Consider the following 23,987-nt stretch of genomic DNA (forward strand, 5'->3'; position numbering starts at 1 on the left):
GTCTTTAAAAAAGCACAAAAACTGAGATTTGGAACTAGTAAAAACCAAAACGCCACCCACAATGTTAATACATACTTAAAATAAAAAATACATTTTCAAGGAATAAGAGCACGCATAAGTAAATAAAATCAAAAAAAAAATCGTTCCAGGATTCCGAAGTAAACTCAGAATCCTGGAACGATTTTTTTGCTAACCTATTTGATCTATTTCTTCCCCAAAGTGATTTCGGGCCAGTTATCAGTTCTGAATGGCGACGCCGGAAGGTCCGCACCATTTACAAAATTACACTGCGGGTTATCAGCCCAGGCATATCTTACCGAGACAGGGTTAGGTACTTCAGCACTACTAACAATAACCTGATTTCCTTTTATTACAGCCTTAGCCCAATAGAATTTCTGATCGGAACCGGCTACAGCAAAACCCTTTAACTCTGCTCCATCGCTAGCTTTTAAACCGCCATCGGTAGATCCAAAGGTCAGTTCTATTGCATTACCCTCAATTTTTTGTGATTGGTATACTGGGCCGCTATAAGGAATTTTAACTCCATAATCTTTAGCAAGTGCTATAAATGCTAACCGCTTACCAACATCCTGTTTGTTTTTTGGATGAATATCGACGGCATCTCCTATGTCAATAGAGACGGCCATCCCGGTATTTGGAAGCGAAAGTGTTTCACGCTGTGCATCTCTTAACTCTGCCCATTCAGAAGGCTTCGGCTCCCTTACTGCCTGCATAAAATTAGCAAGTTGAACAAAGTAAAACGGAAAGTTTGGTTGATTCCAGCTTTTTCTCCAATCTTTAATCATTGCAGGAAAGAGTTTACGATATTGATTTGCCCGGCCGGCATTACTTTCACCCTGGTACCAAATAGCCCCCTTAATCGGGAATTGCAAATAAGGATTGATCATCGCATTATACAGTACCGTTACTCTGTTAGGGCCATCATTTGAAGCGGGCATAGGTGCCACGTCTTTTAAATTTAACCCCAACTTGTATTGCCAATCTCCATCAAGCGATAAACGCTCTCCATTTGCAGACACCAATGATAATGCATTTTTATCGCCGTAAAGACCACCATCACCGGCACCATCAAACACCCTTACTACCAGAGCAAACGTTCCTGCTTTTACTTTATTTGCAGGGATAGTATAAGTACGTGGCACATTAAATCCTTCTGTTTGACCGATTTTTTCTCCATCAAAAAAAGTAACGTCATTATCATCTATAGTACCCAAATTAATCTTTACCCCTTTACCCGCCCATGATTGAGGGATCGTTATATTTTTTCTAAACCAAACAACTCCATCAAAGTCAGGCATCCCACTCTTCTCCCACAACGAGGGTAAAGCCATGCTTTTCCATGATGCAACGTCAAGTGAAGCATCCAACCATACAGGCTTGCCCTGAGCTATACCAGCGTCTTTATCTAATACCAGCTTTTGCCAGACCTCCAATTTCTGCTTAAAGCTAGAAGCATCATTATCTTTACCGGAAGTTTCAATCTTGTTAACTGCTTCCACAAAATCCGGTATAGTTTTAAGTGTACCTGCGCTAGTCCAGGCCTCCGCAATAGTACCACCCCATGAGGTATTTATCAATCCAATAGGGACACCTGTTTTTTTATTGATCTCGCGGGCAAAAAAGTAGGCTACTGATGAAAAGTTCGCAACATATTTTGGTGTACATGCTTGCCACCCATCATTATACACCTTAGCATCTTCTAACGGCGAATTGCTGGTTACCTGAACAGTGTGCAACAATCTGATATTCGGATAATTTGCATCATTTATTTCCTGTTCATAATTATTGACTTTTCCCCATCCTGCCAATGGCATTTCCATGTTAGATTGCCCTGAGCAAATCCAAACATCACCAATAAGCACATTGCTTAACTTTGTGACGTCTCCATCAGAAATATTAATGTTATATGGACCGCCATAGGAAGGAGTCGGCAACAAAACCTTAAACTTTCCATCACTACCCGCTTTAGCGGTATAAGTTTTATTATTCCAGGTAGCGGTAACTTTGACAGTCTTTCCTGCATCAGTATTTCCCCAGATGGCAACATTGGTTTTTTGTTGAAACACCATGTTATCACTAAATACAGCAGGCAAAGTTACCTTTGCCTGCACTACAGCGCTTAAAAATAATGAGGCAAGCAATAAGCCGCCTTTAAAGAATTTAACGGAATTGAGGTTCAAGATGTTCATTTGTCTAATTTGGATACATAATGCAATACCAGATCGCTATAAACTATTAGAACCGGATACCGCTGTGCACAAACATATTAAATATTAATATATTTTCATTTAACAAAAAGCATCTATTAATCTATGCCACCCACTACCCCCATCTGCTCTAGTTTAGCCTCAGTACCAGAAACATAACGGGAATCTGATTTCTTTTCAGGAGAGAATTCCATCATTAATGACTCTGCAACATGAACCATATGTTCTGAGCCTATAAATATAGCTGTGCGCTGATGCAGTTCTGTTGGTTCTATTTCTAATATCCTGTTAAAACCATCCGAGGCAACTCCTCCGGCTTGTTCAACTATAAAAGCCATTGGATTACATTCATACAATAACCGCAATTTTCCGTTAGGGGATCTGGCAGTTGTGGGATAAATATATATACCCCCCTTTATTAAATTCCGATGAATGTCGCCTACCATCGACCCAATATACCTCGAGGTGTATGGTCTATTGGTAGCCGCATCTTCAACCTGAACATATTTTAGATATTTTTTTACTCCTTCCGGAAAATGGACATAGTTCCCTTCATTTAAGGAATAAATATTTCCATTTGGGGGTATCTTCATATTTGGGTGAGACAAGCAAAACTCTCCGATGGAAGGATCTAAGGTAAAGCCGTTTACCCCTTTACCTGTTGTATACACCAACATGGTTGAGGATCCATAAATTACATAACCAGCGGCCACCTGTTCTGTTCCTTTTTGCAAAACGTCTTGCAAAGTAGCCTCTCCGTTTATTGATTTTCTTCTGTAAATCGAGAAAATAGTTCCTACAGCAACATTACAGTCAATATTAGAAGAACCATCGAGCGGGTCAATGCACACGATGTATTTGGCATTTTTAGATACCGGTGAATCGATTTTCACAAACTCATCCTCTTCTTCGGTTGCAACAATACAACATTCACCACCACTGGTTAGCGCACTTATAAATTGCGTATTGGCATACACATCAAGCTTTTGTTGCCCTTCGCCCTGAATGTTCATGGTTCCGGCAGCTCCCAGTATATCCACCAGACCTGCTTTATTCACCTCCCGGTTAACTATTTTGGAGGCAATACCAATATCCCGCAGCAATCTTGAAAGCTCTCCTTTTGCATAGGGGAAATCGGCCTGTTTTTCTATTATAAATTGACCCAGTGTTTTTATACCTGACATATACTTAGTGTATTTAATACGTTATCTAACGCCTATTTCTATGGCCTCTAAGTTATGTATTTTTTCTTCTGAAACAGAAAATCTGATTAAAGTTTTAACCTTATGCCAGCCCGAATTTCCTGCTGCACCGGGATTTATATGTAAACAATCGATTTTCTTGTCGTACATCACCTTTAAAATATGTGAATGCCCGGTAATAAATAATTTTGGAGGCTTAGTGTATATTTCACTCTTTACCTGCGGAGCATATTTTCCCGGATAACCACCAATATGTGTTATCCATACATCAAGGTTTTCGCAATTAAAACGCAAATGCTCAGGATAAAGGGCTCTAATCTCTTTACCATCAATATTTCCGTAAACACCACGCAGTGGTTTAAAGGCTGCAAGCTCTTCGGCTACATTGGACCCAAAATCTCCCGCATGCCATATTTCATCGCAATCGGCAAAGTGTTTAAAAACCGCTGGATCCAAAAATCCATGTGTATCAGAAATCAGGCCTATCTTAGTCAAAGTATATGTTCTTAATAAGTATCAAACAAAGCTATGCATAATGATATTTATACGACTAAAAAGCCAGCAAGAAATCTTTAAGTAATCTCTTATAGGCTTCGGTATAAATTTTTTCAGATCTGTAAATGAAGAAATCACTAATCTTTGGCGCAACCACTTTCCGTTGAAGACAAATGATATGACGAAAAACAGGTTTGCTTTCATCAGAACAAACATTTATTCTTTCGCCCAGCACCAGATTAAATGCTGCCGCCCGCGCAACCACAAACTCTGCTTGCTTAACCGGGAGTATTAACCAAATACATCCCTCATCAGTTAATAGCCCCGAAGTTTTCATTAACAGCAACTCAAAAAAGTCCTGATCAGCATGTCTTGCAATCCCTTTTCTTTGTTCCGGATTTTTAAGGTCATTAACAAAATAAGGGGGGTTGGAAACAATTAAGTCGTATTTAATATCGGTATTATATGATGCTATAGCACAATGGTGGGCTTTAACTCTTGCAGAAAAATTAGAATTATTAAAATTAGCAGCCGCTGCTAATGCCGCCGATTCATCTATTTCTACAGCATCAACAAGTGCATCCGGAAAACGCTGTGCCAGCATTAAAGCAATAACACCCGTACCGGTTCCAATATCGAGTATTTGTTTAGTGTCATTTTTTTGAACAATAGCACCTAATAACACTCCGTCAGTATTAATTTTCATGGCACAACCCGACTGGTTTACCTCAAACTGCTTAAATTTAAAAATACTTCCCATACGCTTCTGCGAATATATTACATTCTAACCTCGCGGTTTTAAAATTTTAACGCTAAATTTGCGGCTCAAAACACTACAATGATTTATTTCTTCTCCAATCAATCCAATACAGTTTTCGCTTTACAAACCGCGCAAAACTTATCCGATACTGATATTACAAAACTAGAATGGCTGTTTGGCGGTGCAAAATTAAAGCAGGAAACCGTATTAACAGATTTTTTTGTCGGACCTCGAGCAGCAATGATAACTCCATGGAGTACAAATGCGGTAGAGATTACCCAGAATATGGCCATCGAAGGAATCATCAGGATTGAAGAATTTCATAAAGTAGAAGAAGGTTTTTCTGACTTCGATCCAATGTTATCTCAAAAATACAAGGAACTTAATCAGGATATCTATACCATTAATATACAACCGGAACCGATTATTGAGGTTAGCGATATTGCTGCCTATAACAAACAAGAAGGTTTATCACTAAGTGATGAAGAAGTAGAATACCTAAATGGTCTTTCTCAAAGACTTGGAAGAGCACTTACTGATTCAGAAGTATTCGGTTTTTCTCAGGTAAATTCAGAACACTGTCGTCACAAAATCTTTAACGGTAAATTCGTTATTGATGGCGTGGAACACCCAACATCTCTTTTCAAACTGATCCGTAAAACATCAGAAGAAAATCCAAATGATATTGTTTCTGCATACAAAGACAATGTTGCCTTTATTAAAGGCCCGGTAGTTCAGCAGTTTGCACCTAAACGTGCAGATGAGCCTGACTATTATGCAATCAGCGACTTTGAATCGGTAATTTCAGTAAAAGCAGAAACACACAATTTCCCAACAACTGTAGAACCATTTAATGGTGCAGCAACCGGATCAGGCGGTGAAATCAGAGACAGGCTTGCAGGTGGACAAGGCTCACTACCTTTGGCTGGTACTGCAGTTTATATGACTGCCTTATCAAGATTGGAAGAAAATCGCCCTTGGGAAAACGGTGTTGAAGAAAGAAAATGGTTATACCAAACTCCAATGGACATCCTAATCAAAGCTTCTAATGGAGCAACTGATTTTGGAAATAAATTTGGCCAACCGCTAATCACCGGTTCTGTTCTTACATTCGAACATGAAGAAGGCGGACGCAAACTTGGTTTCGATAAAGTAATCATGCTTGCCGGTGGTGTTGGTTATGGTAAGGCCAGCCAGGCTAAAAAGCAAAAACCTTCTGAAGGCGATAAAATTGTTGTCCTTGGAGGAGAAAATTATAGAATTGGTATGGGTGGCGCTGCAGTATCATCTGCAGATACCGGTGCTCTTGGGAGTGGAATTGAATTAAATGCCATTCAGAGATCTAATCCTGAAATGCAAAAAAGGGCAGCCAACGCTGTACGTGGCATGGTAGAGAGCGATCATAACAGCATCGTATCAATACATGATCATGGTGCCGGTGGTCACTTAAACTGCCTTTCTGAACTGGTTGAAGAGACCGGTGGAAAAATAGACCTTGATAAATTACCTGTCGGTGATCCTACCCTTTCAGCTAAAGAGATTATTGGCAACGAATCTCAGGAGCGTATGGGTCTGGTAATCGGACAAGAACATATAGAAACGCTTCAAAAAATTGCGGATCGTGAGCGTTCTCCAATGTACACTGTAGGTACAGTTACAGGCAATCACCGCTTTACATTTGAATCTGCAACTACCGGCGCTAAACCTATGGACCTTGAACTGAAAGACATGTTCGGCAGTTCTCCAAAGGTGATCATGGAAGACAAAACCATCGATAGAAAATACGAGCCGGTTACCTACGATAAAACCCAGTTAAATGTTTATCTGGAACAAGTATTACAACTTGAAGCGGTTGCCTCTAAAGACTGGTTAACCAACAAGGTTGACCGTTGTGTGGGTGGCCGCGTTGCCAAACAACAATGTGCAGGCCCACTACAATTGCCACTTAACAACTGTGGTGTTATGGCATTAGATTTTCAGGGAAAAGAAGGTATTGCAACTTCAGTAGGCCACGCTCCTCTCTCTGCATTAATTGATCCGGCAGCCGGAAGTCGTATTGCTATTGCCGAATCTCTTTCTAATATTCTGTGGGCACCATTAAAAGATGGGCTTAAAAGCGTTTCTCTTTCAGCCAACTGGATGTGGGCATGTAAAAACGAAGGTGAAGATGCCAGATTATACGAAGCTGTAAAAGCTTGTTCTGATTTTGCAATCAGCTTAGGAATCAATATCCCAACAGGTAAAGATTCCCTGTCGATGAAACAAAAATATAAGGGCGATGAGGTGATTGCACCTGGTACTGTGATTATCTCTGCAGCAGGAAATTGCAACGACATCACTAAAGTTGTTGAGCCGGTTTTACAAAAAGATGGTGGTTCAATTTACTACATCAACCTATCTAACGACTCGTATAAACTTGGGGGTTCTTCATTTGCACAGATCTTAAACAGAATTGGCAATGAAACACCTGATGTTAAAAATGCAGATCAACTTAAAAATGCTTTCAACACACTTCAGGAATTAATAAAAGCGGACAAAATACAAGCAGGACATGATATAGGTAGCGGCGGTTTAATAACTACTTTACTGGAACTTTGCTTTGCTGATCGTAATCTTGGCGCATCATTAGATCTTTCTTCTTTAGGTGAGCAAGACATTATTAAGTTACTTTTTGCTGAAAACATAGGTATTGTATTCCAGGCAACCGAGGATGTTGAGGCTACCCTTTCTGCAAATGGCGTTACTTATCATAAACTTGGTGAAGTTACTTCAACTGCCAGCTTACAAGTAAAAAATAATTCAGATACATTATCTTTTGACATTGATCACTTACGTGATGTATGGTTCAAAACTTCTTATCTGCTAGATAAAAGACAAAGTGGACCTGTAAAAGCAAAAGAACGCTTTGACAACTACAAAAACCACGTACTTAAATACAACTTCCCTGCTCAGTTTGACGGAAAGAAACCGGTTATTGATGTTTCAAAACCAAGACCAAAGGCAGCTGTTATTCGTGAAAAAGGAAGCAACTCTGAACGCGAACTTGCTAATGCCATGTACCTTGCAGGTTTTGACGTAAAAGATGTTCACATGACCGACCTTATTGCAGGCAGAGAGACTTTAGAAGATATACAGTTCATTGGCGCGGTTGGTGGTTTCTCTAACTCCGATGTTTTAGGATCAGCCAAAGGATGGGCAGGAGCTTTTATGTACAATGAAAAGGCTAAAATTGCACTTGAAAACTTCTTTAGCAGACCAGATACATTATCTGTAGGAATCTGTAATGGCTGTCAGCTTTTTGTTGAGCTTGGCTTAATCAATAAAGACCATGCAGAAAAACCAAAAATGCTGCATAACGAAAGTGGCAAACACGAAAGTATATTCACCTCGTTAACCCTACAAGAAAACAGTTCAGTTATGCTTTCTACATTGGCAGGAACTACATTGGGTGTATGGGTTTCCCATGGTGAAGGCAGGTTCCAGTTGCCTTACTCAGAAGACAAATATCAAATCATAGCAAAGTATGCTTATGAAACTTATCCTGCAAGTCCGAACGGTTCAGATTACAACACAGCAATGATGTGCGATGAGTCTGGTCGTCACCTGGTGATGATGCCACACATTGAGCGTTCATTATTCCAATGGCATTGGGCAAATTATCCTAAAGAACGTAAAGATGAAGTTACACCTTGGATGGAAGCCTTTGTAAACGCCCGTAAATGGGTTGAAACGCATAAAGGATAAGAGCTCAGCCCCTTCCATTATTGCATTTATCTAAAAAATAATTAGATTTGGTTACAACAGATGTGTAGCAATAGCTTGCATCCTTCTTAACCAAATCTAATCCAATGTTTAGATAACCATGTTATCCTACCAATCTTATACCGATAATGAATTGGTTCTTTTATTTAAAAAGGATGACCACGCTGCCTTCACGGAAATATATATTCGCTATTCCTCTGCATTATATAATAGTGCGTACAAAATACTTCAAGATAGAGATGAGGTTAAAGATTTAGTCCATGATGTATTTACCACGCTCTGGAACAGGAGATCGGATTTCACCTTAAATACAAATCTTGCCGGATACTTGTATGTAGCAGTTCGTAACAAGGCCCTAAAGATTATCTCCCACCAACAGGTTAAATCAAAATATTCTACGCGCTTACAACAGAACAACGTAACTGAAATGCAAATAGTTACAGACCATGCAATCAGAGAAAAACAACTTGTAGAAATCATTGATAGCCATATCAATGAGCTTCCTGCCAAAATGCGGCAGATCCTGAATATGAGCCGAAAATCTTACCTCACACATAAAGAGATAGCCAGTGAGCTAAACCTGTCGGAGAGTACTGTAAAAAAACAGGTGAATAATGCCCTAAAAATTTTAAGACTTAAACTAGAGGCCTTTCTTGTGCTATTTACATTGCTAATATTAATGCTTCTTTAAGCTACCCAAACAAATTTTCATTTTTTTCTACGCCCTGGACATTTCTTAAAGGTCTTTAGATTAATAAGGACAATTATACGATCCGTCAGTATGGAAAAAAAGAAAATAGAAGAGCTATTGAATAGGTATCAGACAGGACAATGTACTGAGGAAGAAATAGCCTGGATAGAATCTGTCTATAATAAAATTCAAAAAGAAGCTAAAGTTGAACTGACAGACGATATCATAACAAAAGACCTTTATGATGTCTACCATACCTTGCCACAGCCACATAAAACAAAAACCACACACCTATGGCAGCGGATTGCCGCTTCTGTAATCCTTGTATTGTCAGCATCTGCTGCCTTGTATTTCTATTTTAAAAAGCCTGCCCCAGCTAATTATATAGCACAGGCTCCAGCAAAAACCAGTCAAAAAGATTTCGCGCCAGGTATCAATAAAACCTTTTTGACTTTAGCAGATGGTTCTAAAATATATCTGGAAACCGCACCCATTGGAAAAGTAACTGATCAGGGAGGCATGAGAATTACCAAAATCAAAGAAGGCGTAATTTCATACTCCCGAATTTCTAATCAAACCAACCAAATAAATCCCAAAAATATAAATACCATAACAACTTCAAAAGGCGGACAATATCAAATTATCCTTCCTGATGGTTCACATGTTTGGTTAAATGCACTTTCATCCTTAAAGTTCCCTACGTCCTTCAATGGAAAAAAAAGAGAAGTCGAATTAAAAGGAGAAGGATACTTTGAGGTTGCAAAAAATAAAGTCCTCCCATTTAAAGTATTAACCCAGGATCAGGAAGTGGAGGTAATTGGAACTCATTTCAATATCAATAGCTATGAAGACGAGCCTACTACTGAAACAACGCTACTAGAAGGAAGTGTCAGGATCTTACATCGTAAAGGCAACAAATCAGCCCTACTTAAACCAGGCCAGCAATCTAACTTAAAAGACAATGGTATTATACAAGTTAATCGCGTTAAAACAGAAAACGTTATCGCCTGGAAAAACGGGTTATTCCAATTTCAAAATTCCGACATCAAGAATGTGATCCGTCAAATGGCACGCTGGTACGATGTTGACTTCGAGTTTAAGGGCCCAATACCAAACATCAAACTTTGGGGTGAAATTCATCGAAACACAAACGCATTAAATGCTTTAGAAATTCTGAGCTATTTCGATCTGAAGTATACCATTGTAAACGCACAAAACAGAAAAAAAATAATTATAACTAAATAGAAACCTTAAATAACCAATGAAAAGGTTTAACATATAGAAACCTTTAATCATCCCTTTTCCGAAAATCGGAACCGCAGTTTTTTACTACTAACCAAGTATTAACTTAATCCAAATGAAGCTAAACCAGTATGAAACGGTATTTACTATACCGCTACTTAAATTTTCAGTAAATTTTAGTGCTATCTTAACAATTCTCTTTCTTTTCCTCACCTGTTTGCAAGCATCTGCAAAACCAATACAAAGAATTACTATAGCTAAAAAAAACTCACCAATAGTACAGATTTTTGATGCTATTAAACAACAATCGGGATATTCCGTAGTGTACAACAGTGATGACCTAAAAGAAAAAAGCGTCAGTTTAAATGTAAAAAATTCTACAATTGAAGAGGCAATGGAGGAAAGTCTCAAAGACAGCCCATATGCATTTAAAATTGTAAATAAAAACATCCTTATCAAAAAGAAGGAAAGGCGGTCCGGACTTCCTCCTTCTACAATTAAGCCCCAGGCTAAAGAAATAAAAGGAAAAGTTGTAGATAAACAGAATATCTCCATCCCCGGCGTAAGTATTAAACTAAAAGGAACCTCCATAGGAACCGTTACGAATGGAGAAGGGCTGTATGCCATTTCAATACCAGACAACACTGGCACGCTTGTCTTTAGCATGGTTGGTTATACAACTAAAGAAGTAACTATTGGTAGTAATCAAACCATAAACGTGACCCTGCTAGAAGAAACTTCGGCACTTAACGAGGTAGTCGTTATCGGCTATGGTACCCAGAAAAAATCAGACGTTACTACCGCAGTATCATCTGTCTCAGCAGAAAGCATAAAAGAGCGGCCGGCTTTAAACTTTGGCGAGGCCATTGCAGGTCAAATGGCGGGCGTTCAGGTTCAGCAAACCGGTGGTGCCCCCGGTGGAGAAGGACTAGCTATAAGAGTTAGAGGAGTTGGCTCAATTACTCAATCTAATGACCCTTTATATGTTGTAGATGGCTATCCGATGGAAGGTAATGCTTTCAGGTTATTGAACACTTCAGATATTGAGAGTATTCAGGTTTTAAAAGACGCCTCATCTACAGCCATTTATGGTTCAAGAGGTGCAAACGGTGTTGTTATTGTAACCACCAAGAAGGGAAAAGTTGGCCCGCCAGCAATAAATGCCAGCACTTTTATAGGATTTCAGGAACTGGGTAAAGAAATGGAGATGATGAACAGAGATCAATACATCCAGTGGTTTATTGATGGCAGAAACCAGGCTTGGTTAGATGCACAAGTTATCACATCAGATCCAAACCAACAAGCCCATTCCATTACAGACCCCAACTCACGTCGTAGCCTGTACTCTGGCGCAAACACTCAATATATGATTCCTGATGGTACAGGAGGATATAAATACAACTTTATGGACCCGACCTCAGTAGCACAAATGCCCGATAACAATTGGCAAGATCTTTTATACAGAAAAGCTTTAACTCAAAAAAGTGAACTATCGGTTTCGGGAGGAACAGAACATACCCAATATATGTTTTCCGGAAGTTATGCCAAGCAGGAAGGTATAGTTCTAGGCACAAACTATGACCGTTTTAACTTTCGCTCCGCCATCAACTCTAAGGTCACCAAGAGCCTGAGCCTTGGAATGAATATATTAGCCTTCTCAGCAAAAGGCAGAGAGCAGGAAAGCGGCAAATACTCCCCGGTAATGTTTGCACTGCAGTTGCCTCCAATTTTTCCGGTAAGAAATGATGATGGAACATATGGCTCGATGGTTCGAAATCCGGAAATTCTTGCCGGTGATGTTGCCAGCCCAATCGGTGTGGCAGAGCAGGTTCAAAATTCCAGAAATCGATACGGTTGGCTGGGTACCGTTTTTGCCGAATGGGAAATTATTAAGGATTTAAAATATAAGATCAATATTAATGGAGGAATTCAGGACAACCAGCAAAAGATCTTTGAAGCTTCTTTTATAGACTTTGACGCTTCTAAAGGCCCACGCCCCGCTAAAGGTATAAATCAGCGGGCATCAGATTATGACTGGGTAATTGAAAACACCTTAAACTACTCCCGTACTTTTTCTGATAAGCATGTATTATCTGCCCTTGTAGGTTATACCACCCAAAAACATAATCTGAAAAACATGTACGGTGAAGCCCGTGGTTTTGCTAACGACCAGATTACAACGCTCAATGCAGGCACTATGTACGCGCTATCTAGCGATGAGTCAGAATATTCGATGATTTCCTACCTGGGCAGGATCAACTATGCATACGATAATAAATACTTATTTACAGCCACCTTTCGTGGTGATGGCTCTTCCCGTTTTGGTATGAACAAAAAATGGGGAACCTTCCCTTCTCTGTCTGCAGGATGGAAAGTTTCTGAAGAGAAATTTATGGAGAACATAAAGGCCATAAGCGACCTTAAGATTCGTGCAGGTTTCGGTATTTCAGGTAACAACAGAATTGGCGATTACTCCGCAATTGGACTCCTAACATCAGGCTTCTATCCAACCGGGGGAACACTTCAAAATACTACAAACCCAAGTACAATGTCGAATGTTGATCTAGGATGGGAAAAAACAAGACAATATAACCTTGGGTTTGAACTTGGATTAATAAATGACAGGATAAGAATTGAAGGTGATTTTTACGACAGCCAGTCTATTGACCTCTTGCTAAATGTTCCTGTCCCGGTAATTACAGGATATTCTACCCAGATTCAGAACATCGGAAAAGTGCAAAACAGGGGTATGGAATTCTTGGTTACTACCAGAAACCTGCTGGGCGACTTTAAGTGGAATACTAATTTTAATATTTCGTTTAATAAAAATAAAGTATTGGAAGTTGGAGCAGATAACCGTCCTATTTATGGTAGCGCTCCTAATGCAAATAATGCATTCATTACAACTGTTGGCTCTCCTATTGCGAGTTTTTATGGATACAAATATGAAGGCGTATTCCTTACCCAGGACGAATTAAACAAATATCCGCACTTAAGTGCAGATAAAATAGGCGATGGCAGATACGCTGACATCAATAAGGATGGCATTTTAGATCAAAATGATAAAACAATTTTGGGCAACAATAATCCCGATTTTACCACCGGTCTAACCAATAACTTTTCATATAAGAATTTCTCTTTGGGGGTTCAGTTTACGGCATCATATGGAGCAGAATTGTTTAGTTTCTATAAAAGAATGGTTGGAATATATCATGGGGATAGAAATGGGATGATAGAACAGGTTGGTAGATGGAGATCCGCAGATGAACCCGGAGATGGGATTCACTTTAAAGCAACGAGAACTCCTTCGGGTTGGCAAAGGGACCCTTCATCGGCATGGGTTCAGGATGCATCCTATTTAAGACTTAGGAATGTAAATTTTGCATATAATTTCAGTGAAGATTTTACCAAAAAGATTAAGGTAAAGGCTTTAAGTGTCTACGTAACCGGAAGCAATTTATTTACAATAACCAATTATTCAGGATATGATCCGGAAACGAGCAGCGAAGGAGCCGGACTTACTAAAGGTGGTGATTACCTGGGCTATCCAACTGCAAGGACATTTATCCTTGGACTTAATTTGACATTTTAACATTCATTAATGCTTATATTTTAAATATATGAAAAAGATAAATTTATTATTCATTGCAGTCTTCTTTCTGGCATCATGCAGTGATGACTTTATTGACCTGAATCCGAAATCAAATTTAAATGCAAATTCGTTCTATAAAACACAACAGGACATCAATCAGGCAACCCTTTCTGCTTATGGCAACTTGCGTTCACTATACAATTCAACATATGTAAGGCTTGGCGAAATCCGTTCAGACAATACTACCTATTCCTGGCTGTCTGGAAACCCTGCAAATGAAAAAGGTATAGATGAATTTGCCTCTCCCTTACTTCCTGAAAACAACTTTATAACAGACATGTGGGATGACAGCTACAAAACAATACTAAGATGTAACATTGTTCTTGGTCGCAGCGATGCAGCCACCTTCAGTGATGAAAAATTAAGAAGTCAGTATAAAGCAGAAGCCAGTTTCTTAAGGGCACTTGTTTATTTCTGGCTCAATAGGGCGTTTGGTGGGCCAGCTCTAAATGGCCAGCTTTTAGGAGTAATCAAAGCAGATAAAGAACTAACTCAAACTGAAGCATATGCACTTGGGCGCGCACCTTTGCAAGAAATGTATGATTTCATCATTGCAGACCTAAAATATGCCGAAGCTAATCTTCCTCAGTCATACGGAGGAACAGACAAAGGTAGGGTAACCAAGGCCGGAGCCTCAGCGTTGCTTGGTAAAGTTTATTTAACCATGGCAGGCTATCCGCTTAATAAGGGAGGCGAATATTACAATCTTGCCAGTCAAAAACTTGCAGAAGTAGTAAATAATTCTGCTTATTCCTTAGTTCCAAGCTATAAAGACCTGTTTGATGTGTCTAAAAAGAATAGCACTGAATCCCTTTTTGAAGTTCAGTATATGAAAGGTGCACCAAATGGAGCAACAGGCAGTCCATGGAATAACAATTTCGCTCCAAGGTTTTCAGATAAAGAGGTTGTTTTGGTGGGCGACAAAGGAGGCGAAAACTCCCCTACTCAATACATGTCAAATGCTTATGAAACCGGGGATCCCAGAAAATTTGTATCCATGCGAGATGGCTGGATCAATGCTAAAACCGGAGCCTTACAAACAGAGAAATATGTGCGTAAATATTATGATGTTTCCACAAGCGGTTCAGACAACGGCAACAATTGGATAGAATTACGCCTTGGGGATGTGTATTTACTTTATGCTGAGGCGCTGATTCGTGGCGGTGGCGACAAAGGAACTGCCTTAACTTATTTAAACAAAATTCGTGAACGGGCAAGAAAAACGCCTGGCGATCCGAACATTCAGCCAGCACCGAATTTATTACACGAGTATCAATTGGGTGAATTCAGCGGCGATCAGGCCTTCCTATTAGCTATTGAAAATGAGCGCCGTGTTGAGCTGGCATTTGAGAATCATCGTTGGTTTGACCTAGTAAGGACAGGACGAGCAAAAGATGTGATGATTGCAGAGCAAAAGTTTGATGGCTACAATAGCTTTACCTGGAGCGATAATGCATTAACTTATCCAATCCCAATGACAGTGATGCAATCAAATCCACAAAAGATAATACAAAACAAAGGATATACTCAGATGTAACATGTTTATACATGTTGCATTAATCAACTATCGTTAACAATTGTTTCGTTAAATTTATTTATTATGAACTCAAAAATAAGCACTGTTTTACTTATGATGTTCCTTCTTACAGGGACGTCATTCGCTCAGAACAAAGACAATTCCCTTACCAAACAGGAAATCAAACAAGGCTGGAAACTTCTTTTTGATGGTCAAAGCCTTAACGGCTGGACATCTGTTGGGAAAGATAGGCCACCAGCAACAGGATGGAAAATAGAAAATGGCATTTTATCGGCAAAAAAGGAAGGAGACAAAGGAGGTGGTGATATTATTACAAAAGATGAATATGCTGATTTTGATCTCTCTGTTGACTTTAAGCTTTCCGAAGGAGGAAACAGTGGAATAAAATATTTCTTCACTAAGTATACTAAAGGCGGTTGGCTCGGATTAGAATACCAGATATTGGACAATGCAAAACACCCTGATGCCAAACTAGGACGAAATGGCAACCGTTTACAAGCCGGTCTGTACGACATGTTACCTTTAGATGCTGTGCAAGAGAATAGAACCGGCGAGTGGAACCGCGCAAGAATCGTAGCCAAGGGCACTAAAGTAACTCATTATTTAAATGGGAAAAAAACACTTTCCTTTGACCGCAGCAGTGATTCCTACAAAGAAGCCTGGAAGCTAAGTAAGTTTAAAGAGTCAGATCCACCGTTTGGCCAGGTAAAAAAGGGCCATATTCTGCTTCAAGACCATGGTGATGAAGTTTCATTCAAAAACGTTAAAATCAGAATTTTATAGAATTCAAAAACAAACAACCAAAAACCAAATTATGAGCAACAATTCAAGAAGAAATTTTATAAAAAAAATAGGTATCGGAACAGCAGCTTTATCTGTTGGAAATAGCGTATTTGGCGGAACTGCCTCTGGGTTTAGTGCCAAAAGCTATAGAAATATTATCGGAGCAAATGACAGAATAAACATCGCAACTATTGGTGTTAATAGTCGTGGGAATAGCATGGGAGGCACTATTGCCAAACAAAAAAACACGCAAATAGTTACAGTTTGCGATGTAGATTCAAGGGCCATTCCTAAGGCAATAAACACTATTGTAAAAGCAGGTCAAGCAACCGCGCCAAAATCTGAAAAAGACCTACGTAAGGTTCTGGAAGATAAAACTATTGATGCAATATACACGGCAACTCCTGATCATTGGCACGCCCCGTTAACCATTATGGCTTGCCAGGCCGGGAAACATGTATATGTTGAAAAACCCTTAAGCCATAATCCAAGAGAAGGTGAAATGGCGGTGGCAGTCGCCAGAAAATACAATCGAATAGTACAAATGGGCGCGCAGCGCCGGTCTGCTCCTACGCTAACCAAAGGAATCCAGCTACTCCATGAAGGGGTAATTGGTCGTGTATATATGGCAAAAACATGGTATACGAACACGAGGAAAGAAACCTTTTTAAAGCCAGGAAATGTACCCGACTGGTTGGATTATGATTTATGGCAGGGACCAGCACCACGTGTTAAATATAAAGATGGCTTAATCCATTACAATTGGCACTGGTTCTGGAACTGGGGAACCGGCGAAGCGCTAAATAATGGAACGCACGAGGTAGATGTAGCCCGTTGGGGTCTGGGAGTAGATTTCCCAACTCGCGTTAGCTCTTCTGGTGGAAGATATCATTTTAATGATGACTGGGAAACCCCAGACACACAGGTAGTAACAATAGATTACCCTGGCAAAGTTACCTTGCTTTGGGAAAACAGAAGCTGTAACGGAAGAAAAGTTGAAGGACAGGAAAGAGGAATTATCTTTTATGGTGAAAAAGGAAGTCTGGATACCGGAGATGATGCTTATAAAATATATGATCTTCAAGGAAAGCTAATTCAAGATGTGACACCAAAATCTGGCGGAGAGTCTTTAGAGGGAAGAAATACAGCGAGCCCAAGTTTAGGGATGGATAGTTTGCATATGGCAGATTTTCTTGATGCGATTAGAAATAACAGGCGTCCGAACTGCGATGTTGAACTCGGTTACAAAAGCTGTGTAGCCATGCAGTTAGGCAATATATCATGGAGAGTTGGCCGCGACTTAAAAATTGATCCTAAAAACGGTCACATTGTTGGCGACAAAGAAGCTCAGAAACTATGGGGCCGTTCGTATGAAAAGGGCTGGGAACCGAAAATTTAAAAATAAACTTTTATGAATATATCCAGATTATGCTTCAATATTATATTACTGCAGGGAATATGCATTTTTGGTGCCATTGCTCAATCTCCTAATACCTTAACCAGGCAAGAGAAAGCATTAGGATGGAGTTTGCTTTTTGATGGAAAAACATTTAACGGATGGAAAAAAATAGCAGATGGAGGATGGGAAATTAAAAATGGGGAGTTGCTTGCAGTAAAACCGTCAAATGGCAAGCAAATGGATATTATAACCAATGCTCAATTCGACAACTTTGAACTTACCTTTGAATTTAAAATCTCGAAAGAAACAAACAGCGGGGTTAAATATCTGGTAACAAATGATTACGAAGCACAAAAAGGTACTTTCTTAGGCCTTGAATATCAAATATTAGATGATGTTAATTTTAAATATCCTGAGCGAGGTGAACTTCGTTCACTTGCATCATTGTATGATCTGATAGCTGCTGATAAGAAAAATCCAGTATTGCTTGAACACTGGAATACAGCCAGAATCATTGTAAACAAGAATCATATTCAGCATTGGTTAAATGGACAGAAAGCTGTAGCGTATGACAGGAATGCCGAATCTTTTGAATCTCTGGTACAGAAAAGCAAGTATAAATCCCTTAAAAATTTCGGACAATCGAAAAAGGGATTTATACTGTTGCAAAATGAAGGTTCGCCTATTGCATTCCGTAGTATAAAGATCAAGCGTATTTAATCAGCTGTTAAAGCCACTTTACATCTTTCATCCTTAAGTGTAATCAAACAACTCTCATTATTGTAGTTTTCTTTCAGGCTTGCTTCGTTCTTTTTATATTCGGTTTTAAGATTCTTTCTATTTAATCCCTGTGCAAATCGTCTAACATCTTCTTCACTTTTCAATATCAATCCTGGCACCTGTTTAGGCCTGTGATTATCGCCTATGGCTACCATTGTAAAATAACTGGTGTTGGTATGCTTGATTGTCTGCGTTTTAAAATTTTCTGAAACCACCTTTATTCCTATTATCATAGAGGTGTTACCAACATAGTTTACTGATGCCATCAAAGAAACCAGTTCCCCCACTTCAACGGGTGCCAAAAAATCAACAACATCAATTGAAGCTGTGATACAGTAGCCATCAGAATGTTTTGCCGCACATACATAAGCAACTTTATCCATTAAGCTTAAAATAATACCTCCATGTATTTTTCCTCCAAAATTAGAGTAAGAAGGAATCATAAGTTCAGTTAGGGTAGTTTGAGAATATTCTACTGGTTTAAAATCTTGCATAAATTGGTCTTTTTATGTGCAATTTAGTTTTTTATCATAAAAATAGCACAAAAAAGAGGCTATAAACTTAATTACAGCCTCTAACCCTATCACAAAACCCGAGAGCGTACCGAATATCTACGAAAACTACTTGTTTATTGTAAAAGAAAGCGGCATGTTATACCTAACCCTAACGTTTTGATCGTTTTGCCTGCCGGGTTTCCATTTAGGCGACTTACTAATTACCCTTACAGCCTCTTCATCACATCCATACCCTATACCTTTCAAAACCGTAACATTAGAAACAGAACCATCTTTCTCTATTACAAAGCTAATAAACACCTTACCCTGGGCGTCAACTTCTTGTGCCGCATTCGGATATCTTAGATTCCTCTGTATAAATTTAGCCCAGGCTTTCATTCCCCCTTCAAATTCAGGATAGGCTTGTATGTCTCCTATTTCATGAATCCCTGTATCTTCCGTCTCACCATCTCCTACACCATTGCCTGTAGCTATTCCATTACCATTGCCCTCAACAGGAACCGAGCCAAGTGAGGTTTCCACTCCCGACTGCGTCACAGGCCCTACTGCCGCATGATCCATTTGCTCTAAAGTCGGCGGATCGGTAATCAATGGCCTATCCACAACTATTGGATTTGAAACGGGTTTTACAGTTTTAATTTTTTCTTTTATTGGTTCGGTTTTGGGCATTTCTGTCTTTTCCTGAAGTTTTGGTTTCTCTATAGGCTGATCAGCAATAATTATGATCCGATCAGGTTTCAAAGGTTCACTCAGCGCATCAGCGTCTTTACTAATAAAATGTTTGTAAATCATTGGACCAGCAAAAAACAGAACAAAAAGCGGAGCAGCAATAAATAGAGCACGTGCTGTAGTACCTGATGATTGAGATCTTAGTGCATAAGCACCATAATTTTTATTTCTGTTTCTAAACACAAGGTCGAGCCACTCTGTCTTGTGTAAATTGGATGAGATGTTAAACATAATTTTAAGTATTAGTTTTAAACAGGATGTAAAACATCCATATATTCCATAACACTTTAAAAAAAACTTAAATCAAGATGCTTTTTCATCAAAACAGAGAAAAACGCTTTCTGCACCAAAAATTATAAAAAATGGCGATTTTATAGATTTTTATCACTTTTACAACGAAAATGAGAAAATTTTCAGACAAAAAACAGTAAAAACAAAAAAATAGCACCAAAAAATATAAAAATAAATGAACAAACTGTATATTTACTCTTCGAGAGACAGACTTAACCTTCCAACTAAACAAGCCGCCTCTTCAACTTATTTTTCTTCTTAAAAACTGGTTTTCATCTAAAAAGCGTAAATTTTATGTTTAAATTTGCTAACATTTGTATTTTTACACACAATTTGATGGAAATTATTAATTAAATATCCTATTTTTGATAAAATTTTAAACAAATAAATGAAAAGCTTAAGAACAATTGCATTAAAAGAAGCACAGACAAGAATTTCACCAGAGGTAAAGTCACCTTCGACTAAAATTTCTGATTTTTTTGGCGTTAATGTTTTTGACAAAAGAAAAATGAAAGATTTCTTGTCAAAAGAGGTTTATCAGAAATTAGTGGCGTCCATTGAATCGGGCGAACTAATTAATCATGAAGATGCCAACCACATCGCAACGGCTATGAAAGGCTGGGCAATGGCTAAAGGCGCTACTCACTATACCCACTGGTTTCAACCATTAACCGGTACTACAGCTGAGAAACATGATTCATTTTTTGAGCCTAGCAGCGATGGCGCAATTGAGAATTTCGCAGGGAGCGCACTAGTTCAACAAGAACCGGATGCATCAAGCTTCCCTAATGGTGGTATCCGTAATACTTTCGAAGCACGCGGATATACTGCATGGGATCCTTCTTCTCCAGCATTCATTATGGAAAGCAAAGCTGGTAAAACGCTTTGTATCCCAACTGTATTTGTTTCTTATACCGGTGAAGCATTAGATTACAAAGCTCCTTTATTAAAAGCACTTGCTGCTATGGATAAAGCTGCTGTTGACGTTTGTCAGTATTTCGATAAAAGCATCACTAAAGTAAATGCATCTTTAGGTATTGAACAAGAATATTTCCTTGTTGACCTTGCATTATATAATGCTCGTCCGGATTTAGCATTAACTGGCCGTACTTTATTCGGCCATATGTCTGCAAAAGGACAGCAACTAGAAGATCATTATTTCGGATCTATTCCTGAGCGTGTATTCACTTACATGGTTGATTTCGAAAATGAAGCTTTAAAATTAGGTATTCCTTTGAAAACCCGTCATAATGAGGTTGCTCCTTCTCAATTTGAATGTGCTCCTATTTATGAAGAAATCAACCTTGCAATTGATCATAACCAATTGTTAATGGACTTAATGGAGAAAGTTGCTTTAAGACATAACTTTAAAGTTCTTTTACATGAAAAACCATATGCTGGTATCAATGGATCAGGTAAACACAACAACTGGTCATTAATTACTGACACGGGTAAAAACTTATTATCTCCAGGAAAAACTCCAAAAAACAACTTGATGTTCTTAACATTCTTTGTTAACACCATCAAAGCTGTTCATGAGCATGCTGATTTATTAAGAGCAAGTATTGCTTCAGTAAGCAACGATCACCGTTTAGGTGCTAACGAAGCTCCGCCTGCAATCATCTCTATCTTCCTTGGTTCTCAATTAGCGGAGGTATTAGACGAGATCGAATCGTCAAGAAGCATCATTAAAAAAGTTAAAAATGAAGATTCTTTGTGGTTAGGTATTCCTAAGATCCCTCAGATCTTGTTAGACAATACTGACCGTAACCGTACTTCTCCTTTTGCCTTCACAGGCAATAAATTTGAGTTAAGAGCGGTAGGTTCTTCTGCTAACTCTTCTGCTCCTATGACTGTGTTAAACACAATCGTAGCTGATCAATTGACCAAATTCAAAATTGAAGTTGATAAACTGATCAAAAAAGGCGAGAAAAAAGATGTTGCATTGTTAACCATTCTTAAAAAATACATCAAAGAATCCAAAGATATCCGTTTTGAAGGAAATGGTTACAGTGAGGAGTGGGCTGAAGAAGCTGCTAAACGCGGTTTATCAAACATCAAAACTACTCCAGTTGCTCTGGACGCTTATGTAAGTGAAAAATCTACTGAGTTATTTACTAAACTCAATATCTTTAATGAGCGTGAGTTACATGCCCGTCATGAGATCTTGTTAGAAAGCTATTACAAAAAACTTCAAATCGAAGCTAGAGTAATGGGTGAAGTAACAAACAGTATGATCATTCCTGCTGCTATTGCTTACCAAAATTCATTAATCGAAAATGCTAAAGGATTAAAAGAACTTGGCTTATCAGGTGATGCATTAGCAACTCCACTTTCTATCATTAACAAAGTATCTGAGCACTTAAATATCGTTAAAACCAGCATTGACGCAATGCTTGAGCAACGTAAAAAAGTAAATGCAATTGAAGATTCACGTGAGAAAGCGATCAGTTATGATGAGAAAGTAAAATCTTACTTCGATACTATTCGTTACCATACAGATAAATTAGAACAAATTGTAGATGACAGCGTATGGCCTCTACCTAAGTTCAGGGAATTATTGTTTATAAAATAAACTAAACTCCTAATAACCAACTATTTTTTAGTTTTATAACCTCCGCTTTAATTAGTGGGGGTTATTTTTTTATTAGTTAGCGCGTTTTTTTTCTACATTAAAGTTTTAACATTAAGGGGTTTCCCTATCTTTGCAACAACATGAGTGATAACAGGTACAACCAGCGCGGCGTTTCTGCCTCGAAAGAAGATGTGCACCAAGCCATCAAAAACATAGATAAAGGTATTTTTCCGCAGGCTTTCTGTAAGATCATCCCTGATATTTTAGGCAACGATGAGGCTTTTTGCAACATAATGCATGCTGATGGCGCAGGTACAAAATCTTCATTGGCTTATGTTTACTGGAAAGAAACCGGTGATATTTCTGTTTGGAAAGGCATTGCTCAGGATGCAATCATTATGAATATTGATGATTTGATCTGTGTTGGAGCTACCGACAACATTTTATTGTCATCAACAATTGGTCGTAATAAAAACCTGATCCCTGGTGAAGTAATTGCTGCCATTATTAATGGCACTGAAGAAATCTTGGCTGAGCTTAGGTCTCAGGGCATCTCTATCTACTCAACTGGCGGTGAAACTGCCGATGTAGGCGACCTGGTACGTACAATTATTGTTGATTCAACAGTAACATGTCGTATTGAACGTGAAAAAATTATTAGCAACGACAAAATACAGGCAGGTGATGTAATCGTTGGTCTATCTTCATATGGACAAGCCAGCTATGAAACAGAATATAATGGTGGTATGGGCTCTAACGGACTGACTTCTGCTCGTCATGATGTATTCGATAAGTCTGTAGCAAACAGTTACCCTGAAAGTTTTGACCCTGCTGTTCCTTTTGATCTGGTATTTTCCGGTGGAAAGAAATTAACCGATCCGGTTAAAATTGATGAGCAAACGGAAGTAACTGCAGGCAAGTTGGTATTATCACCTACGCGTACTTATGCTCCTGTTATAAAAAAGGTATTAGAAAGTCACAGATCTCAAATTCATGGTATCGTTCATTGCAGTGGTGGCGCACAAACTAAAGTGCTTCACTTTGTTAATAACGATGTTCACATTATAAAAGATAATTTATTCCCAATTCCTCCCCTGTTCCGTTTAATACAGGAACAGTCCGGTACAGATTGGAAAGAAATGTATAAGGTATTTAATATGGGGCATCGCATGGAATTATATGTTCCGGCTGAAATAGCTGAAGATATCATTGCCATCTCTAAACGCTTTAATATTGATGCTCAGATTATTGGTCACGTGGAGGGTTCTACCCAAAAACAAGTAACAATTGTTTCGGAAAATGGCGAGTTTGTTTATAATTAACTGAATAATCGACTTAGAACAAGA

At 38.8% G+C, this 23,987-nt stretch carries 16 protein-coding genes; 10 read left to right on the forward strand and 6 right to left on the reverse strand.

Features of this window, described 5'->3' with window-relative positions:
• Nucleotides 1–203: 203 nt before the first annotated feature.
• The 4 genes from AC6CH7_RS14390 to AC6CH7_RS14405 form a co-directional block, all read right to left on the reverse strand.
• Nucleotides 204–2,210, reverse strand: coding sequence for a sialate O-acetylesterase (locus tag AC6CH7_RS14390; protein WP_498263409.1), 2,007 nt, complete (start codon nt 2,208–2,210; stop codon nt 204–206).
• Between the two features lie 116 nt (nt 2,211–2,326).
• Nucleotides 2,327–3,412: a class 1 fructose-bisphosphatase gene (gene fbp / locus AC6CH7_RS14395; RefSeq protein WP_498263410.1), complete on the reverse strand. Its 1,086-nt coding sequence runs from the start codon at nt 3,410–3,412 to the stop codon at nt 2,327–2,329.
• Nucleotides 3,413–3,433: 21 nt separating this feature from the next.
• Nucleotides 3,434–3,925, reverse strand: a complete 492-nt coding sequence (locus AC6CH7_RS14400; protein WP_498263411.1) for a metallophosphoesterase family protein — start codon at nt 3,923–3,925, stop codon at nt 3,434–3,436.
• A gap of 55 nt (nt 3,926–3,980) precedes the next feature.
• Nucleotides 3,981–4,685 (reverse strand): tRNA1(Val) (adenine(37)-N6)-methyltransferase, encoded by a 705-nt coding sequence (locus AC6CH7_RS14405; protein WP_498263412.1) that lies wholly within the window; start codon nt 4,683–4,685, stop codon nt 3,981–3,983.
• A gap of 78 nt (nt 4,686–4,763) precedes the next feature.
• Between AC6CH7_RS14405 and purL the strand changes: the two genes are divergently transcribed.
• The 8 genes from purL to AC6CH7_RS14445 all read left to right on the forward strand — a co-directional run bounded on the left by purL (nt 4,764) and on the right by AC6CH7_RS14445 (nt 18,471).
• Nucleotides 4,764–8,429: a phosphoribosylformylglycinamidine synthase gene (gene purL / locus AC6CH7_RS14410; protein WP_498263413.1), complete on the forward strand. Its 3,666-nt coding sequence runs from the start codon at nt 4,764–4,766 to the stop codon at nt 8,427–8,429.
• A 118-nt stretch (nt 8,430–8,547) separates the two neighbouring features.
• Nucleotides 8,548–9,138 (forward strand): RNA polymerase sigma-70 factor, encoded by a 591-nt coding sequence (locus AC6CH7_RS14415; protein ID WP_498263414.1) that lies wholly within the window; start codon nt 8,548–8,550, stop codon nt 9,136–9,138.
• Nucleotides 9,139–9,228: 90 nt separating this feature from the next.
• Nucleotides 9,229–10,383, forward strand: coding sequence for a FecR family protein (locus AC6CH7_RS14420; RefSeq protein WP_498263415.1), 1,155 nt, complete (start codon nt 9,229–9,231; stop codon nt 10,381–10,383).
• Between the two features lie 112 nt (nt 10,384–10,495).
• The gene (locus AC6CH7_RS14425; RefSeq protein WP_498263416.1) at nt 10,496–13,972 is read left to right on the forward strand and encodes a TonB-dependent receptor; all 3,477 of its coding nucleotides are present in this window, start codon (nt 10,496–10,498) and stop codon (nt 13,970–13,972) included.
• A gap of 28 nt (nt 13,973–14,000) precedes the next feature.
• A complete protein-coding gene (locus AC6CH7_RS14430) occupies nt 14,001–15,569 on the forward strand; it encodes a RagB/SusD family nutrient uptake outer membrane protein (RefSeq protein ID WP_498263417.1) in 1,569 nt (522 codons plus the stop codon).
• 63 nt (nt 15,570–15,632) lie between these two features.
• Entirely contained in the window at nt 15,633–16,352 is a 720-nt protein-coding gene (locus tag AC6CH7_RS14435) for a 3-keto-disaccharide hydrolase (protein ID WP_498263418.1), read from the forward strand.
• 31 nt (nt 16,353–16,383) lie between these two features.
• A complete protein-coding gene (locus AC6CH7_RS14440; RefSeq protein WP_498263419.1) occupies nt 16,384–17,751 on the forward strand; it encodes a Gfo/Idh/MocA family protein in 1,368 nt (455 codons plus the stop codon).
• A gap of 12 nt (nt 17,752–17,763) precedes the next feature.
• Nucleotides 17,764–18,471: a 3-keto-disaccharide hydrolase gene (locus AC6CH7_RS14445; protein ID WP_498263420.1), complete on the forward strand. Its 708-nt coding sequence runs from the start codon at nt 17,764–17,766 to the stop codon at nt 18,469–18,471.
• On the opposite strand, the gene AC6CH7_RS14450 is transcribed toward AC6CH7_RS14445, so the two are convergent.
• Entirely contained in the window at nt 18,468–19,025 is a 558-nt protein-coding gene (locus tag AC6CH7_RS14450; RefSeq protein ID WP_498263421.1) for an acyl-CoA thioesterase, read from the reverse strand. The two genes, AC6CH7_RS14445 and AC6CH7_RS14450, sit on opposite strands and share 4 nt — an antisense overlap.
• A gap of 126 nt (nt 19,026–19,151) precedes the next feature.
• A complete protein-coding gene (locus AC6CH7_RS14455; RefSeq protein WP_498263422.1) occupies nt 19,152–20,006 on the reverse strand; it encodes an energy transducer TonB in 855 nt (284 codons plus the stop codon).
• Nucleotides 20,007–20,454: 448 nt separating this feature from the next.
• On the opposite strand from AC6CH7_RS14455, the gene AC6CH7_RS14460 reads away from it, so the two are divergent.
• Both AC6CH7_RS14460 and AC6CH7_RS14465 read left to right on the forward strand, forming a co-directional pair.
• Nucleotides 20,455–22,641, forward strand: coding sequence for a glutamine synthetase III family protein (locus AC6CH7_RS14460; protein ID WP_498263423.1), 2,187 nt, complete (start codon nt 20,455–20,457; stop codon nt 22,639–22,641).
• Between the two features lie 140 nt (nt 22,642–22,781).
• Nucleotides 22,782–23,963: an AIR synthase related protein gene (locus AC6CH7_RS14465; RefSeq protein ID WP_498263424.1), complete on the forward strand. Its 1,182-nt coding sequence runs from the start codon at nt 22,782–22,784 to the stop codon at nt 23,961–23,963.
• Nucleotides 23,964–23,987 lie beyond the last annotated feature (24 nt).

This window comes from Pedobacter sp. GQ55, from assembly GCF_059758925.1.